Genomic DNA, 17,052 nt, shown 5'->3' on the forward strand with positions numbered 1-17,052 from the left:
ACTATTTATAAGTTAACGTAGGCTATGGTGTTAGCCACGTTTTCTATTTTTTTGCAAAGGTTTTGTAGAGTACGCTGCAAGTACCAAATATTATAAATGGTGCGCGGGACGTGCCCTACATACTACATATCACCTTACATACTTCATACCGCTAAACGTTTTAAAAAGTATCCGCTGGCACAAATACTGCGCCTGCCATAATACGTCGGGCTGAGCGACTCATGGAGACTTTTTTGGCTTGCCAGCGTCCAGCGACTTGTTCAGTCTTGCCGCCAACCAATAGCGTACCTGAAGGATGACCAAAACGCACCTCTGACAACTCGCCACCACCAGCGGCTGCATTCACTAATGTTCCCTGAGTAGTCGCTGCCGCGGCAATAGCGACCGCTGCCGTACCCATCATCGCATGATGCAGCTGTCCCATACTCATCGCCCGCACCACTAAGTCGATGTCGTCTGCGCTGACGTCTTTACCACTCGACGCGCTATAGCTTTGTGCAGGGGCGACCCAAGCGATTTTGGGAATATGTTGGCTGGTTTGTGCCTCGCTCTCGTCTTTAAAGAGTCCCATCGCCACACCGCCACGCGCGCGTATTTTTTCTAGTCTTGCTAACGTTTCGCTATCACTGTTAATATCGCCTTGTAGCTCAACCCCCGTAAACCCTAAGTCATCGCTTTTCATAAAGATAGTTGGGATACCGGCGCTGATAAAGGTCGCTTTAACGTTATCAGTATTTAGACCGCAACCAGACACATCAAATTCATCAACTAGATTGTTTGTTGGAAACATATCGCTTGATGAGTCAACGGGATCGATAAATTCAATTTTCACTTCGGCGGCAGGGAAGGTGACGCCGTCTAATTCAAAGTCGCCAGTTTCTTGTACTTGCACCTGGCCATTCTCATCTTTGTATACAGGGACATGAGCAATGATGGTTTTGCTGATATTCTCTTGCCAGATACGCACTTCGCAAATACCGCTATCGGCATCGACATCAATGCTACTAGAAACCTTGTCCGCGTCAACGATACCCATGTTGATAGCACAAGCACCAACTGCGGCGGTTAAGTTACCGCAATTGCCTGCCCAATCAATCATCGGCTTGGCAATATTCACTTGTCCAAATAAATAATTGACATCGTGGTCTGCTTGCCTTGCCTCAGATAGAATCACCGTTTTTGACGTGCTAGAGCTACCATTACCTAGACCATCGATTTGTTTGCCATAAGGGTCAGGGCTGCCGATGACGCGCAGTAGAAAGTTATCACGTGCCTTGCCAGCCATTTGGCAGCGCTCAGGTAAGTCGGATAGTTTAAAGAAGGTGCCTTTGGAAGTACCGCCGCGCATGTAGGTGGCAGGTACGGAGATTTGCGGGGCGAATTTTGGTTGGGTCATTTTTTCATTCCTTTGTATCTTCTTATAGTGTGATTAGTTAATATTTCTTATTTGTGGTAAAATACCACAAAGGTTAGCGTTATTAAATAAGGAGGACATTATGTCCACTGCAAGTATACGACTTAATAAGTCACTAGTTGACAAAGCTCATGCTATTGCAAAAGCACAACATCGGACACCACCGAAGCAAATTGAGCATTGGGCAACTATTGGTCAAATTATGGAGGATAATCCCGATTTATCCTATGAGTTTGTTCGTCAGTTATTAATTGCACAAGCAGAGGTTGATGCTGGTATGACTGAGCCTTATGAATTTGGCTAGTTTGATTTGGAAAAACTATGACTCAATTTCTACGTGTTATTCAGTCTCATGGATTCAAAAAAGCGGTTAAAAAATTGCATAAGAATCAAAAAGCAGACCTTGATGCTGCTGTACAGGCTATCATCGATAATCCTCATTTAGGCATACTCAAAGCAGGTGATCTTTCGTCTGTGCGCGTCCATAAATTTAAAATGACAAAACAGTTAACGTTATTAGCTTATCAGATAGATGATGGTCAGCTCGTTCTTACGCTGCTTATGCTAGGAACACATGAGAACTTTTATCGTGATGTTAAGTTAATGCTTTAAAGCTAACCTTTTCAGCTTGATACTGCTCAATAGATTTAGCCGAATGCGCTGCATTTGCAGGCGACCCTAACGAATAAAGTGTCTCTTTCAAACTATTATAATGAGCATGCGACATGACAACCGCATCATCATTGTTTTGATGCTTTATACAGACCACATTAGTATCATCGTTCACTATATCTAAAATTTGTTTAAAATCTTGATTAGCTTCTGCAAAACTGAAAGTTTTCATAAGATGTCTCTTTTTTAATTCGAGATTAAGACTTACGTTATCAACTATAAAAAGGCCGATGCCATATTTCTATACAACATCGGCTCATTTACTAATTATTAGCGTTTACGCCAAAAACTAAGCAATATCAATCGTTCCTTCAATAAATTCTTTGGCAAAACGCTGTAGCATACCGCCAGAGTTATACATCTTCACCTCATCAGCGGTATCTAAGCGGCAGATGACAGGCGTTTTATCAACTGTGCCGTCTTTGCGATGAATCACTAACGTCATCTCGCCGCCCGCTGATACGTCACCTTCGATATCAAAAATCTCAGACCCGTCAATGTTTAGCGTCTCACGGTTGGTGCCGTCTTTAAACTGCACGGGAAGCGCGCCCATACCGACTAAGTTTTGACGATGAATACGCTCAAAGTCTTCAGCGACAACGACTTCCACGCCAGCCAGACGCACGCCTTTGGCCGCCCAATCACGGCTTGAGCCTTGACCATAACCGTCACCGGCGATGATGATCAGCGGCTGTTCACGATTCATGTAAGTTTCAATCGCCTCCCACATACGCATGACTTGGCCTTCTGGCTCTACGCGAGCGAGTGACCCTTGGATAACGTCGCCTTTCTCATCACGTACCATCTCATTGAGCAGTTTCGGGTTAGCAAAAGTGGCGCGCTGAGCGGTTAAATGGTCGCCACGATGCGTGGCGTATGAGTTATAGTCCTCGCTTGGTAATCCCATCGTATCGAGATACTCGCCAGCAGCGGAATCTCCCATAATCGCGTTAGAGGGCGACATGTGATCGGTTGTGATGTTATCACCAAGCACAGCGAGTGGACGCAGACCTTTTAACTTATTCATTGCCGCCATCTTACCTTCCCAGTACGGAGGACGACGGATATAAGTACTCATCTCACGCCAGTCGTACTGAGGGTCGATAACCGACGCTTCATTACGACCTGCCTGTGCTTTGGCTTCATCAAACATCGGAATATAGACGGCATTATACTGCTCAGGTTTCACCGAGGCTTTAACGATAGCATCAACTTCCGCGTCATCAAACCAGATGTCTTTTAGATACACATCGTTGCCATTTTGGTCTTTGCCAAGTGAATCTTTTTCGATATCAAAACGGATATTACCAGCGATAGCATAGGCGACCACCAAAGGCGGTGAAGCTAGGAAAGCTTGCTTGGCATATGGATGAATACGGCCATCAAAATTGCGGTTGCCTGAGAGGACGGCGGTACTAAACAAATCCCGCTCGATGATCTCTTGCTCAATCTCTGGGTCGAGCGCACCGCTCATGCCATTACAAGTGGTACAAGCAAAGGCGACGACATCGAAGCCCAGTTTTTGTAGCTCGGGCAATAAGTTGGCTTCTTCTAAATACAGTTTAACGGCTTTTGAGCCTGGCGCGAGTGAGGACTTCACCCAAGGTTTGCGAATCAGGCCTTTTTCTACTGCATTACGAGCGACAATACCCGCAGCCACCATGTTGCGCGGGTTTGAGGTATTGGTACAGCTGGTGATAGCAGCAATAATGACGGCGCCATCTGGCATCAGACCATCTTTTGGTTCTGGCAACTTGTTACCTTCGCCATGAGCGATGCCTTCTTTTACCAAATCAGTCGTCGATACGCGCGCATGGGGTCGTGACGGGCCTGCGATATTACGCACGACTTTTGATAAATCAAAACGTAGCACGCGCTCATATTCGGCATCTTTTAGACCATCTGCCCACAGACCAACCTGCTTGGCATAGGCTTCAACCGTTTCGATTTGCTGCTCTGAGCGCCCAGTGAGACGCAAATAATCAATGGTTTGCTCATCGATGGAGAACATCGCAGCCGTTGCGCCGTACTCTGGTGTCATATTGGAGATAGAAGCACGGTCGCCAACGGTCAGATTGCGCGCGCCTTCACCGTAAAATTCTAGGTAGGCGGAAACCACGCCTTCCTCACGTAAGAACTCCGTCATGGCGAGTACCAAATCGGTACCGGTAATGCCTTCTTGTAGCTTACCGGTTAGCTCAACGCCAACGATGTTTGGCAAGCGCATGTATGAAGGGTTGCCCAACATGACGCTTTCGGCTTCTAGTCCGCCGACACCGATAGAGATAACGCCGAGCGCATCGACCATTGGTGTGTGACTATCAGTACCGACCAAGGTATCAGGGAAGGTGATGGCATCGCCGTCTTGGTCAGCCACCACTTGTACCACTGGCGACATTTTTTCAAGATTGATTTGGTGCATGATACCGTTACCGGGTGGTACCACGTTGACGTTATCAAAGGCGTACTGACACCAGTTGATAAAATGAAAACGGTCTTCGTTACGGCGCTCTTCGATAGCACGGTTTTTTTCAAACGCATCTTCCTCAAACCCTGCATGCTCGACCGCTAAGGAGTGATCGACGATAAGCTGTGTTGGTACGATAGGGTTCACTTTGGCAGGATCACCGCCTTCTGCTGCGATAGCATCACGCAAGCCTGCCAAATCGACAAACGCAGTCTGCCCTAAGATGTCGTGGCAAACCACGCGGGCAGGGTACCAAGGAAAATCTACTTCTTGCTTGCGATAAATATGCTGTGATAGCGCCTCGGTCAAATCTTCCGGTGGACAACGGCGGACAAGGTTTTCACACAGCACTTTTGAGCTAAATGGTAGTTTGGCATAAGCGCCCGGCTCAATCTCATTCACTGCTTGCTCGACGTCGAAATAATATAGATCAGTATTCGGCAATGGCTTTTTATACTGCTCATTCATGGTTTGCGGATTAACTTGCGTTAAAGGCTGCTTGCTGTCGCTCATGGCGTGCTTTCCTTTATAGTGGGTTTTATTAGGTGTCAAAGTATTTATTTAGCAAAATATATTATGAATAATAGGTTTTGCTAAATAAACATCATGATAATTTTAGAGAATGATAGGGTACGCCATACGTACCCTATAATGAAACAAACTATTAAATAACGATACTCAATTAACCACGCTCAGCGATAGAAGGCACGTCTCTTGGCTCTTCACCGATGTACTCTGCACTTGGACGAATAATACGGTTGTTAGCACGCTGCTCAAAGACGTGGGCTGCCCAGCCAGTCAGGCGCGAGCAGACAAAGATTGGGGTAAATAGCTTGGTTGGGATACCCATAAAGTTATAGGTTGAGGCATGGAAAAAGTCAGCATTACAAAACAGTTTCTTCTCACGCCACATCACTTCTTCACAACGTACCGATACTGGGTATAAAACCGTATCACCAACGTCCTCAGCCAGTTTTTCCGCCCATTGTTTGATGATGACGTTACGCGGATCAGACTCGCTATAGATAGCGTGACCAAAGCCCATGATTTTGTCTTTACGCTCAAGCATGGCCATCATCTCTTTTTCGGCTTCATCTGGTGAGCTAAAGTCTTCAATCATATCCATCGCTGCCTCATTAGCGCCGCCATGCAAGTGCCCGCGCAATGAACCAATCGCACCGGTGATGCAAGAATGGATATCTGACAAAGTAGAGGCGCAAACGCGCGCAGTAAAGGTAGACGCATTAAACTCATGCTCTGCATACAAGATAAGTGAAACGTTCATCACGCGTTCGTGTAGCTCATTTGGCTTCTCACCTTTGAGCAGATGCAAAAAGTGACCTCCAATAGTGTCATCATCGGTTTCAGTCTCGATACGCTCATTGTCATGGCTAAAGCGATACCAGTAGTTGATGATTGATGGGAACACCGCCAGCATACGATCTGTTTTATCATTTTGCTGTTCAAAGTCGGTTTCCATCTCAAGGTTACCCAGCATTGAGCAGCCCGTACGCAATACATCCATCGGATGAGCATCTGCTGGGATACGCTCAAGCACGTCTTTTAATGCTTGTGGTAGACCGCGCATCTTTTTGAGTTTGGTTTGATAAGCATCTAGCTCACTTTGAGTTGGCAGGTTGCCATAAAGCAGCAGATAAGCCACTTCTTCAAAGATACATTGCTCAGCCAAGTCTTTGACATCATAACCACGGTAAGTAAGACCTGAGCCTGATTTACCGACAGTTGATAATGACGTCTTGCCAGCAACTTGACCACGTAGTCCTGCGCCTGATAGTTGTTTGCCTGCTGCCATGATTAAATTCCTTTTGTTGGTAGCTTGTTGTTAAGGTGATTGAGTTAAACAGTATTGACTGTTTCTTACTTATTGTCCGCAAATAGCTTATCTAGGGTTTGCTCAAACTCATGATAATTTAAGAAATCATAAAGCTCCATGCGTGTCTGCATGGTATCGACGACATTTTCTTGCGTGCCGTCATCTAAGATATGTTGATAAACGTTTAATGCCGCTTTGTTCATCGCACGGAAGGCTGATAATGGATATAGCACCATATCGACACCTACGCCATGTAGCTGCTCAGTGGTATACAGGTCAGTTTGACCAAACTCAGTCATGTTGGCCAGTACCGGAATATCTAATACATCGGTAAATTTACGATACATCTCAATGTCAGTTAATGCTTCTGCAAAGATCATATCAGCGCCCGCCTCTTGAAACGCTACCGCTCGCTCAACTGCCGCATCAAGCCCTTCAACTGATAGTGCATCAGTACGCGCCATTACCACAAAGTCAGGGTCAGTTTTGGCATCAAGCGCAGCCTTTAGACGGTCTACCATCTCTGAGATACTGACGATTTCTTTATTAGGGCGGTGACCACAGCGTTTTTGCGCGATTTGATCTTCGATATGAACCGCTGCCACGCCTGCTTTTTCCATTTTTCTTACAGATTGGCTAATGTTAAATGCGCCGCCCCATCCCGTATCGATGTCGACTAATAGTGGAGTGTCGACGGCGTCAGTAATGCGGCGCGCATCTTCAAGCACATTATCAAGGCTGGTCATACCCAAATCTGGTAGACCAAATGAGGCATTGGCAACCCCGCCACCAGATAGATATATTGCCTGATGACCGACTTGCGTTGCCATCATGGCCGTATAGGCGTTAATAGTACCGACGATTTGTAGTGGTTGGTTATTATCGTTCTTTTGTTTCATGGCATTGCGAAAGCGCGCGCCAGCTGATGATGTCATTTGAGAGTCCTTGCATGGAGGGTTAATCTTATTATCACCATACAAAATCCTAGTCAGTATCTTGTATGGTCAAATTTTTATTAACTTAGAGTATACGCATTTGACTCTAATTTGGAAGTAAACATTGCTAATGTAAATTTAGTAAATATTTATTAAAAGTTAATTTAATTTAACATTATTCACTTATTGAATAATAGTATCTATATATTGATGATATCTCTATTCTGTTATGCATATTAATAAAAACAACACGCTATAACCAAGTTACTATGAAATATTTAGTTACACTTGCACTGTTTATAACTCATCAATTATAGTCGATTGACTATGGGGGACGTCTCATCGGAAGGGCTTTTACATTTTTTGTAATAAAAAAGCCCTAATAGCTAGCAGCTAAAAGGGCTTTGATTATTTATGGCTTAAATTGTTCAATACGCTTCACGCTTTTAGCCAAGCAGACCGGCAAGGTTGGCTAAAAATAATAGAGCGACACTTCCTAAGAACAGTAAGCTTACTATCGAATAAGCATTCATACCTGCTGATAGTTTTTGATGATTTTTTACTAAAGTGTAGTTCAACCAACCAAAGATAGGCGCCGATACAAAGGCTGATATCATAGCAAACTTTAACATAGCGCCTAATTGTCCGGTGAAGAAAGTGATGATAACCAAGCCACCGCCAATTGCATAAGTCGTCCAAAAAGCAACTTGCTTCTTATTAATCTCGCTCTCACCTTTTAGCAAACGCCAGCATTCAGCATTGGCACGGCCATAACCATCCGCACAGGTAATCGTAGTACCAAACATACACATAAAGGCGACAAAGGCAACCAGCAGCCTTGACCATTCACCAATAGTAGCAGTATACATATTGATAAGCTGATCAATATAAGCAACGCCTGCGGTTTGAATCTCTTGACCGGAGCCATATTGAACAAAAACACCTAAGGATAAGAAGAACAACGCTAAAATAGCAGACACTAAAAAGCCCACATTAAAATCAAGCAGACCTTGTTTATGAGTGGTATTGTCCGCTTTTCTCTTTGCAGAGGTCCACATCGAAGTAATGGCAGCAAACTCAAGTGGCGCTGGCATCCAACCCATCAATGCCACAATAAACCCTAAAGTCGCTAAATTCCAAGGAGACGTAGGAATAAAGTCAGCAGTCATTACCGTCGGTTTGCCAGCAGCAATCAAGACTGCTAACACTGTTGCGGAGACGAGTGCAATCATAATCCACTTAGTCACCCCATCGAGCAACTTATAATGACCAGCAATGAGAAAAAACCACGATACAGCAACGATTATGACCGCCAAGCTGATACTGGACAGCCCTATAGAAGCTGGCAACATAAAGCCCAATATTACCGCGGCCAGTAGCGTCACGGCACCTGTACTAATCACCGCGGATAAGATAGATAAAACAAAGTAAATCCAAAGATACGCTTTTGAGCGTTTGGCATAACCGGCGATCAAACTTTCGCTGGTATCATAAACATAATCTGTGCCAAAACGAAAGAAAGGGTACTTAAAGACGTTGGCCAGAATAATCATAATCGCCAGCTGCCAGCCGTATATAGCCCCCGCCTGCGTTGATGAAATCAGATGCGAGCCGCCGATGGCAGCAGTTGCCATCAAAATACCTGGCCCAAAGATACGCCAGCTAAAGCCTTCTTGTTGAGCGGTGCTAACCGTATCAGGGTTATCAATTGGTCGTGTGGTCATAAATACCTCGAGATGGTTAAAACGGCAAATTATCACTTACCTGTGTCAGCTTGCCAATGATCATTAAAAAATCGTTCTATATAGGATTGGTTAAAATGTAAAACGATTCATATCGTATCGACTTTAGCACATCAATACTATTCAGGATAACAATTATTCCAGTTATCATTACTATTTTCTTGTATGGCTATTCCTGTTGGTTATCATAGTAAACAACCAATATCAAGTATTGGCATCGTTTATTTTTTAGCGGTTCTTTATATCACAATACGCATCTGATATAGGATAATTTTAGACTATTCTTATAATTTATAGCTTTGATCCAAACTTTTGTCGTCGATAAGTAATACCACGTTGTTCATAAACGGCATAGATTGCATCTAAGAGATTGGGGATTTTGGGGTGGATAAAGTCTTTTAGTGTATGCAAGTACACAGGAGAGGTGATATTTTCATGAATCAAACGCTGATAACTGATCTGTTCGGTGCGTACTGTGCGTAGGCTGGCGGGTACTAATGTAATACCTTCGCCTGCCGCCACAAGTCCAAGCGCAACTTGCAAGTCGCTCACCTCAGTCGTCATTAGCGAGGTGATGCCATACCTTGCAAACAAGTGCAACAAAGGTTCGGTGACAGGCTCACTAACTGATAACGGTTCGCTGTCTGTCTCGCCATTTTTGGTCGCTAGGGTTGTGGCTGCGGTAGTAGATACTGGTAAATGTGTTTGATGATATAAAATTAGGCGGTTGTTTGCCAAATCGATCAAGCGTTGATCTGTAGTATTGGCAAGTGGGTGGGCTTTGGGCAATGCCACCAGATAGCGCTCATGACGCAATAGAATTTGCTGTATCCATGCATCTTGATGAGCAAAGCGACCAAAGCCAACATCAATATCACCAGATTTTAACGCTTCTACTTGTTGATATGAGCTGATATCTTTAAGATTGACTTCGATATCAGGGTTTTGCTGTTTTAAGGACGCAATGATGTCTGGTAAGTGCCCATAAAGTACTGATGGCACAAAACCTATGTTAAGTGCTTTACTTGGTGCTGATAAGCGCTGGGTCATACTGGTGATGGTATTGAGCTCTGTCAATACTGTACTGACTTTATCATAAAAGAACTGACCGGCCTTAGTCAGTTGTAGTGGCCGATGATAACGATCAACCAGTATCACGCCCATACCCGCCTCAAGCTGCTTTAGCTGGCGACTAAGACTTGGTTGTGATAAGCCTGTTTTTTTAGCGGCAGCACTAAAGCTTTTGAGATCGGCGATAGCAATAAAAGCATTGATCTGCTTTAAATCCATTGTTTATAGTCCTATCATAGTAGCTTTTTTCGTCTTTGATCGAATTAATGGCGTCGTGCGTATGTCAATTGGATCCAAAGTATCATAACGCAGTTATGATAGCGTAGTTTTTGCAATCACTTAATATTAACGGCATTACTTGGTTTATTAACATATGAATGAATTCAACAAAGGTAACTTAGAAAAAATTAATTTAGATAACCATAATTTAAGCAAAAATAAATCAGACAATAGTGATTTGTACAAAAATAACGTGGAGGGAAAAGAAAGTTTATCTGCCTCCGTTTGCAGAAAAGATAATAAAACCAGTGACATATATGAGCGTTTTATTAATCGCATACAGGGTATTAGTGAATCTAATGTTGACAAAAATTTAAGTCGTGCCAATTTTAAAGAAAAATTACCTCATGCAGAAACTGCATCTGAACCTTTAGATAATGCAGAGTGGCAACTTTCTTTAGAAACTGAACAGACCTCACACAATGATCAAAAAATCAAAGCCCAACAGCTAGATACCTCTAAAGCAAATACAGAAAACACTGATGATGGGTTGGAGCTGTCTTTGCTATCTTCACATGAAGATCCTACGCTTGACGACGCCGCGACAGCATCCGTACTACCTACTGACTTAAAAGCAGACGCTGACATCCAAAAAACAGGCGTATCAGAGGATAAGCAAGTTAGTAGCCTAAAACTAAAGCTATTGATTATTGGCATTGTTTGCGGGTTACTGCTGAGCGCACTTGTGGTTGCTATACTGACTATGACAGGTATATTTGCTAATACTGAGCCAGCTACAGAAAGCTCAAATACAACAGTGGTGAGCGCTGATGGACCAGATACTGCGGGTATAAAGCCATTGAGTAGTGAAGAGACGGTAGCGAAATCTGACAATGTAAGTGAGACAAATTTGTCAGATAACGTTGCAACGGTAGGGGAGTTGTCTGTAGACAAGTCAATCGACAAATCTAAGTTAAGCGATGAACAAATAAAAGATACACTGTTAAAGACTAGCACAACGCAACTGGTTACTGCAGTATCTCCAAAGACCGATACCAGCGATACAGAAGCTGACCTTGTCAAAAATAGCGATAATGAGGCTATAATTAGTTATGAGGATTTTGCAGAGGAGGCGCAAATTACTCTATATCGAGAAACGAATAACTAGTCGTTGTAACATATAATCAAATTGTAAGTACTTAAAGTAGGTTTTATAAGAAACAGCTTTAGATTTATAGTAAAAATATTTAAAGATAAGATATAATATTAATGCTATTTTTTTATAGAATTAATAAGTGAATATTGTAGTAAGATAACAAATACAAACAAAACTATTTAAACAGACTTTTGTTATTAAGTTATTTTTATCGACAAAAGACTACATTTGTTTGAAAGAGTATTGGTATTGAAAGAAAGATAGTCGCAAGGTGGTAATACTTAGAGTTAGGCTACTGGTTTATCAAGATTAAACACGCTCTATTATTGGATAATTATTATTCAATAGTAGAGCGTGTTTTTTTATATTGGCGGTATATTTTCGATAGTTATAGGAATACCATATACTTTGTAAGAGATTAATTTTCTCATTTATTAAATAGATAGAAAATTGTTCGCTAATATTCTCGTCATGTTTTTTTGTATAGAGTAGTAATAAAAAATTACGGCCTATTTACATTTTGTAAGCTTGTAAACATATTCGCTTTGATGAATACTAATTGAAACTATTTATTAAAATGAAGGAGCAAGCAGTGAATAAGATCTTCAAAAAAATCTGGAACCAATCATTAGGGCAGGTGGTAGTCACCTCTGAGACAGCAAAAAGTGCAGGCAAAACCAGCGGCGTAACTGGTAGTATTAGCCAAACGATTAGCCTATCTAGTCCTTCATCCAACAGTTCATCTAATTATCCAATGCTGACTCTAAAAGCTTTAGTTCTTGGTATGACAGCGATTAGCGCTACTGTTTGGGCAGATACCGGTTTTGATAATACAGATCCTAGTTACATTGATTTAAATAAAAACAGTAGTGATGTAGACCTTGATGAAAATCCAATGCCTTCATTCAGCACTGAAGTTGGTTTTGATAATATGGCAGGGGGTATATTTAGTAGTGCGGTCGGTAGTAAAAATCAAGCAATGCACGATGGTAGCAATGCTCTAGGTTATAATAATAAGGCATTCGGTCATCAGAGCAGTGCTGTGGGTAGTAACAATAACGCGCAGACTTGGGGAACTAGTGCGATAGGCAATGGCAATGCAGCATTAGAAGAATATAGTATCGCAATAGGTAATGGTAATGTCGCAGAGGGTGGTTGGAGCAATGCACTAGGCCGTGGCAATGCTACATCAGGGTATTATAGCAGTGCATTGGGTAACGAGAATACTGCTTCAGGTGAAAATAGTAGTGCCGTAGGTTATATCAATGATGCATCGGGTGAAAACAGTAGTGCGGTAGGGGCTAATAATAAAGCAGAAGGTACTGATAGCAGTGCAGTAGGTCATAATAATACTGCAAGCGGTCCCTTGAGTAGTGCCGTAGGTAATGGTAATACTGCATCGGGCAATAGTAGCAGTGCGGTAGGTTTCGGTAATGAAGCATTATTTACAAACAGTAGTGCAGTGGGTAATAGCAATACCGCACGGAGTAGATACAGCAGTGCGGTGGGTTATAACAATATCACATCGAGTAGGGACAGCAGTGCTATAGGTAATAACAATCAGGCGTTGGAGGAACATAGCAGTGCGGTGGGTTTTAGCAATACAGCAGTGGGCTTGTTAAGCAGTGCGGTGGGTTCTAACAATACCGCATCGAGTGAATATAGCAGTGCGATGGGGGCTTTTAATGAAGCATCAGGTGATGGTAGCAGTGCGGTAGGTGTTGGCAATACAGCAGAAGGTACTGATAGCAGTGCAGTAGGTCGTCTTAATATTGCAGAAGGTAATAATAGTAGTGCAGTGGGTTTTAGCAACAGAGCATCGGGGGGAAATAGTAGTGTGTTGGGTTATGGTAATAGCGCAAGTGGCTTTCTTAGCAGTGCTGTGGGTAGTGATAATCATGCAGAAGGTAGTGAGAGTAGTGCGGTAGGTAACGAGAATAGGGCATCAGGCGGTTGGAGCAGCGCAATGGGCTCTGGAAATACGGCATCGGGTGAAAAAAGCAGTGCGCTGGGTCGCTCCAATACGGTATCGGGTAGATTTAGTAGTGCGATAGGTTTCAATAATGAAGCATCGGATGACTTTAGCAATGCAATAGGAGCTGCTAACAAGGCATCAGCACGTAATAGTAGTGCGATAGGAGTTAGTAATATAGCACTGGGTGTTGATAGCAGTTCGCTGGGTCGCTCTAATACTGCATCAGGAATTGTTAGCAGTGCAATAGGTGTTTCCAATGAATCTTCGGGTGCTGCTAGTAGTGCGATGGGTCGTAAAAATAAAGCAAGAGGTACTGATAGTAGTGCAGTGGGTTCTAATAATATAGCATCTGCTAGCAATAGCAGCGCATTGGGTAGTGATAATTATGCATCTGCTAGCAATAGTAGCGCAGTAGGTCGCTCCAATACGGCATCAGGTAATATTAGCAGTGCCATAGGCATTAGCAATAGAGCAGTGGGTATTGCCAGCAATGCTGTAGGTCGTTCCAATATCGCATCAGGTAATGCAAGTAGTGCGGTGGGTTACAAGAATGACGCGGATGGTGAATATAGCAGTGCGCTAGGCTCTTTTAATAAAGCAACGGGCATTAGTAGTAGTGCGGTGGGTTATAGAAATATTGCCTCAAGTAGTTTTAGTAGCGTATTTGGAAGTAACAGCCGCGCTACAGCAGCACGTGCCACGGCCATTGGCCATAATTCTCTTGCGGATGAGGTAGATACCATTTCAGTGGGCCGCGCAGGTAGTGAGAAACGTATCACCAACGTTGCTGGTCCACAAAACGATTATGATGCTGCCAATAAACGTTACGTCGATGATCAAATACTAGTGATACAAAGAAACTTTTTAGTTGCCCCGCAGTCAGCTATGATTCAGCCTGCATCTATTGGACCTTCACCTATTGAGAATGAAATCAGTAGGTTTACGTCTGCAGAGTTTGCAACTGCCGACAATGCAAGTATGAGGTCGGTAGAGGCAAATGCTATAGACAATAATGCTACGAGCGACAATAACGCAGCCTGGCAAGGTGAAGGTGAGCAATCTATTGCCATTGGTGATGGTGCAGAAGCAAGCGGTGTGCAATCCATTAGTATCGGTACCGGTAATAAGGTCACAGGAGACCATTCTGGGGCGATTGGTGACCCAAGTGTCGTCAGTGGCGACAACAGTTACAGCTTCGGTAACGACAACACGGTGTCTGGTGACAATACTTTTGTAGTAGGCAACAACGTGAATACATCAGCTCAAAATGCGGTGGTATTGGGTAATGATTCTAGCTCTGATCGTGACAATACGGTGTCGGTTGGCTCTGCTAATGACCAACGTCAAATTATTAATGTTAAGGATGGTACTGATGAGCATGATGCGGTGAACGTAAGTCAACTACAAGCTGAGAAAACGAACGCTATCGAAACGGCCAATGCCTATACCGATACTGGTATAGCGACTTTGAATAACACATTCCAAAATTATGAGGTTGAGACTGACAGACGTTTTCGCGAAGTTGATGAGCGTTTTGATCGTCAAGGAGCGATGAGTGCTGCTATGCTAAATATGGCGACCAGCACCTCAGGTTTGTCAGGTAAAAACCGTATAGGCGTAGGTGCAGGTTTTCAAGGATCTGAGCAAGCGGTTTCAGTCGGCTATCAACGTGTCATCCATCCTAATGCAAGTGTCAGTGTTGGCGGTGCTTTCACCAAAGATGAGACTTCTGGTGGTGTAGGCTTGGGTTATAGCTGGTAAATACTCACTAAGCACAAACAAGGGATATTTATTTATCCTTTGTTTTTTTATAGACGTGAACTGCCATTATAGTTTAATATAAAACAGTCTATTTAACATAATATACATTATGCGAAAACAAACCAACGGTCTTAGACGTTGAGTGTATAATGTTTTAGTTCAATTATTTGTTATCCAGTTCTGTCTACAAGTCTTGCCATTCATTTCTAAAAGAAATTTATTTCATACTTAAATATCTATATTCCTTCTTAATAAATATTAATGCTCACATCTACCTCTTATATTCCAGCTAACGACAATGCTTCAGTAAATGCTCTCGTAACGATGTGCCATCCTCATCTAAGATGACATCTGCTACTTGGCAATTTTCTTCATTATCGATGCTATCACATGACAGCTCATAATAAACATCATTACCTTGCACTAAGCTGACTTTGACCAAACCTTTTGTGGTCACTGAAAACTGCTTGTCTTGTGCATAGTCAGGATCTTGAGAACTCCACAACACATCATAACCAATATGACATGACACTTGCTCTTTATCGAAATAATCCTGCTCAAGCTGCATGGCCGCCTGTAGCTCTGGACTACCATATTGTTGTAGTACAACTGGATAATCTTGACCTTGGTTTCTCGCATCCTGCCGGTACATTTTGGCAATAGTATTAACTTTCATAGCAAAAACTTTCTGTAACGGCTCAGTTAGATTAGCGCTAGCCGTCATAGCAGAAAACCCTATTATTAGCATTATTATAGACAATATCGTTTTTTGCATGGTGTCCTCCATGGATGATGACATCGTAAGTATTAAATTCATTAAAACACATATAAACTATCATTTTACTGCATAATTGTTTAGTATTTATATTAGTCTAACTTTTCTCCAATTCCACTTTTATAAAAATAATAAGCTATGATAAGGATATTGTTATGATGCCGTCATCTCGTTTTGATATTTCTAAGTCCTATCTTTATAAACTATCAGCTACTGTATGCTTTGCTTCAATACTGGTTACTACCGGTTGTCAATCTTCTGCTGAGTCAAATGCAACCGTTACTCATCAATCAAACGGTAACTCATCGACAACAGTTGTCTCAGATATAAGTCAACAAACCCTTAGACAGCAAGCGTTACGCATCCAGCGGGCACTTGCTAATAATGATTATGCTCGCATCACCAATGATATCCATCCGACACGTGGTGTGCGCTTCTCAATGTACGCTTACGTGCGCCCTGAGTCTGATAAAGTCTTTAGCCGTGAGCAATATGCACAGTATCTAAAACAGCCTAACATTCGCTTCACTTGGGGCGAACTTGATGGTACTGGCAATCCATTAATAATCCCACTACCAGAATACCTAGCTACTTGGGTGGACACGCAAAAGTATAATAATAGCGCCATCAGCATCAATGAATTCCGCCAAACTGGTGGTATGATTAATAATATAAGAGATATCTATCAACACTCGGATGTGGTTGAGTTTTATTATAAAGGGTCTGAAGAATATGATGGTATGGACTGGCGCATCATGCGCTTAGTGTTTGATGACTATCAAGGTAAACGCTATTTGGTCGCTATTATTAATGACCAATGGACAGTTTGATCAACAATTAAGCATATGATTTTATAGTCAAATTCCATTAAAAAAGGGCAATGCATCGTATATGATGCACTGCCCTTTTTGTATCAAAATAAAGAGATTAGCTATAACTATCTGTTCGTTTTTTTTAAAATATAGAATTCTAAAAATTTTTTAGTATATGTGAAGAAATTTTAACTAAAGTTACAATTTTTTAATGAAGAA

13 protein-coding genes are annotated in these 17,052 nt (G+C 42.5%); 5 read left to right on the forward strand and 8 right to left on the reverse strand.

All coding sequences use genetic code 11. The features are described from left to right. Nucleotides 1-160 precede the first annotated feature (160 nt). Nucleotides 161-1,396 carry a 2-methylaconitate cis-trans isomerase PrpF gene (prpF, locus tag ACTXGH_RS07600; RefSeq protein WP_439296636.1) on the reverse strand — a complete coding sequence of 412 codons (1,236 nt, stop codon included), beginning with the start codon at nucleotides 1,394-1,396 and terminating at the stop codon, nucleotides 161-163. A gap of 100 nt (nucleotides 1,397-1,496) precedes the next feature. Between prpF and ACTXGH_RS07605 the strand changes: the two genes are divergently transcribed. Then, nucleotides 1,497-1,718: a TA system antitoxin ParD family protein gene (locus ACTXGH_RS07605; RefSeq protein WP_058368813.1), complete on the forward strand. Its 222-nt coding sequence runs from the start codon at nucleotides 1,497-1,499 to the stop codon at nucleotides 1,716-1,718. Nucleotides 1,719-1,735: 17 nt separating this feature from the next. Beyond that, a complete protein-coding gene (locus ACTXGH_RS07610; protein ID WP_439296637.1) occupies nucleotides 1,736-2,026 on the forward strand; it encodes a type II toxin-antitoxin system RelE/ParE family toxin in 291 nt (96 codons plus the stop codon). On the opposite strand, the gene ACTXGH_RS07615 is transcribed toward ACTXGH_RS07610, so the two are convergent. The 6 genes from ACTXGH_RS07615 to ACTXGH_RS07640 form a co-directional block, all read right to left on the reverse strand. Continuing rightward, nucleotides 2,010-2,258, reverse strand: a complete 249-nt coding sequence (locus ACTXGH_RS07615; protein ID WP_439296638.1) for a type II toxin-antitoxin system Phd/YefM family antitoxin — start codon at nucleotides 2,256-2,258, stop codon at nucleotides 2,010-2,012. The two genes, ACTXGH_RS07610 and ACTXGH_RS07615, sit on opposite strands and share 17 nt — an antisense overlap. 117 nt (nucleotides 2,259-2,375) lie before the next feature. Continuing rightward, nucleotides 2,376-5,021 carry a Fe/S-dependent 2-methylisocitrate dehydratase AcnD gene (gene acnD / locus ACTXGH_RS07620; protein ID WP_439296667.1) on the reverse strand — a complete coding sequence of 882 codons (2,646 nt, stop codon included), beginning with the start codon at nucleotides 5,019-5,021 and terminating at the stop codon, nucleotides 2,376-2,378. Nucleotides 5,022-5,235: 214 nt separating this feature from the next. After that, on the reverse strand, nucleotides 5,236-6,366 hold the full coding sequence (prpC, locus tag ACTXGH_RS07625; protein ID WP_439296639.1) for a bifunctional 2-methylcitrate synthase/citrate synthase: 1,131 nt from the start codon (nucleotides 6,364-6,366) through the stop codon (nucleotides 5,236-5,238). A gap of 65 nt (nucleotides 6,367-6,431) precedes the next feature. After that, on the reverse strand, nucleotides 6,432-7,322 hold the full coding sequence (prpB, locus tag ACTXGH_RS07630; protein WP_299220726.1) for a methylisocitrate lyase: 891 nt from the start codon (nucleotides 7,320-7,322) through the stop codon (nucleotides 6,432-6,434). A 446-nt stretch (nucleotides 7,323-7,768) separates the two neighbouring features. Further along, nucleotides 7,769-9,046 carry an NRAMP family divalent metal transporter gene (locus ACTXGH_RS07635; RefSeq protein ID WP_439296640.1) on the reverse strand — a complete coding sequence of 426 codons (1,278 nt, stop codon included), beginning with the start codon at nucleotides 9,044-9,046 and terminating at the stop codon, nucleotides 7,769-7,771. Between the two features lie 309 nt (nucleotides 9,047-9,355). Continuing rightward, complete coding sequence (locus ACTXGH_RS07640) at nucleotides 9,356-10,354, reverse strand: LysR substrate-binding domain-containing protein (protein ID WP_439296641.1); 999 nt, start codon at nucleotides 10,352-10,354, stop codon at nucleotides 9,356-9,358. A 154-nt stretch (nucleotides 10,355-10,508) separates the two neighbouring features. Between ACTXGH_RS07640 and ACTXGH_RS07645 the strand changes: the two genes are divergently transcribed. Both ACTXGH_RS07645 and ACTXGH_RS07650 read left to right on the forward strand, forming a co-directional pair. Then, the gene (locus ACTXGH_RS07645) at nucleotides 10,509-11,522 is read left to right on the forward strand and encodes a hypothetical protein (protein ID WP_439296642.1); all 1,014 of its coding nucleotides are present in this window, start codon (nucleotides 10,509-10,511) and stop codon (nucleotides 11,520-11,522) included. A gap of 580 nt (nucleotides 11,523-12,102) precedes the next feature. Next, nucleotides 12,103-15,246 carry an ESPR-type extended signal peptide-containing protein gene (locus ACTXGH_RS07650; protein ID WP_439296643.1) on the forward strand — a complete coding sequence of 1,048 codons (3,144 nt, stop codon included), beginning with the start codon at nucleotides 12,103-12,105 and terminating at the stop codon, nucleotides 15,244-15,246. Nucleotides 15,247-15,535: 289 nt separating this feature from the next. Here the strand turns inward: ACTXGH_RS07650 and ACTXGH_RS07655 are convergent, their stop codons facing one another. Continuing rightward, nucleotides 15,536-16,021, reverse strand: coding sequence for a hypothetical protein (locus ACTXGH_RS07655; protein WP_439296644.1), 486 nt, complete (start codon nucleotides 16,019-16,021; stop codon nucleotides 15,536-15,538). Nucleotides 16,022-16,176: 155 nt separating this feature from the next. On the opposite strand from ACTXGH_RS07655, the gene ACTXGH_RS07660 reads away from it, so the two are divergent. Then, nucleotides 16,177-16,851: a hypothetical protein gene (locus ACTXGH_RS07660; RefSeq protein ID WP_439296645.1), complete on the forward strand. Its 675-nt coding sequence runs from the start codon at nucleotides 16,177-16,179 to the stop codon at nucleotides 16,849-16,851. Nucleotides 16,852-17,052: the final 201 nt, after the last annotated feature.

This window comes from Psychrobacter sp. 1Y10 (assembly GCF_052259005.1).
GTDB lineage: Bacteria > Pseudomonadota > Gammaproteobacteria > Pseudomonadales > Moraxellaceae > Psychrobacter > Psychrobacter saeujeotis.

What these genes read in the sequence shown, in the direction of transcription:
- prpF (WP_439296636.1), bottom strand. Translation starts at nt 1,396, where the DNA reads ATGACCCAACCAAAATTCGCCCCGCAAATCTCCGTACCTGCCACCTAC.
- ACTXGH_RS07605 (WP_058368813.1), top strand. Translation starts at nt 1,497, where the DNA reads ATGTCCACTGCAAGTATACGACTTAATAAGTCACTAGTTGACAAAGCT.
- ACTXGH_RS07610 (WP_439296637.1), top strand. Translation starts at nt 1,736, where the DNA reads ATGACTCAATTTCTACGTGTTATTCAGTCTCATGGATTCAAAAAAGCG.
- ACTXGH_RS07615 (WP_439296638.1), bottom strand. Translation starts at nt 2,258, where the DNA reads ATGAAAACTTTCAGTTTTGCAGAAGCTAATCAAGATTTTAAACAAATT.
- acnD (WP_439296667.1), bottom strand. Translation starts at nt 5,021, where the DNA reads ATGAATGAGCAGTATAAAAAGCCATTGCCGAATACTGATCTATATTAT.
- prpC (WP_439296639.1), bottom strand. Translation starts at nt 6,366, where the DNA reads ATGGCAGCAGGCAAACAACTATCAGGCGCAGGACTACGTGGTCAAGTT.
- prpB (WP_299220726.1), bottom strand. Translation starts at nt 7,322, where the DNA reads ATGACATCATCAGCTGGCGCGCGCTTTCGCAATGCCATGAAACAAAAG.
- ACTXGH_RS07635 (WP_439296640.1), bottom strand. Translation starts at nt 9,046, where the DNA reads ATGACCACACGACCAATTGATAACCCTGATACGGTTAGCACCGCTCAA.
- ACTXGH_RS07640 (WP_439296641.1), bottom strand. Translation starts at nt 10,354, where the DNA reads ATGGATTTAAAGCAGATCAATGCTTTTATTGCTATCGCCGATCTCAAA.
- ACTXGH_RS07645 (WP_439296642.1), top strand. Translation starts at nt 10,509, where the DNA reads ATGAATGAATTCAACAAAGGTAACTTAGAAAAAATTAATTTAGATAAC.
- ACTXGH_RS07655 (WP_439296644.1), bottom strand. Translation starts at nt 16,021, where the DNA reads ATGCAAAAAACGATATTGTCTATAATAATGCTAATAATAGGGTTTTCT.
- ACTXGH_RS07660 (WP_439296645.1), top strand. Translation starts at nt 16,177, where the DNA reads ATGATGCCGTCATCTCGTTTTGATATTTCTAAGTCCTATCTTTATAAA.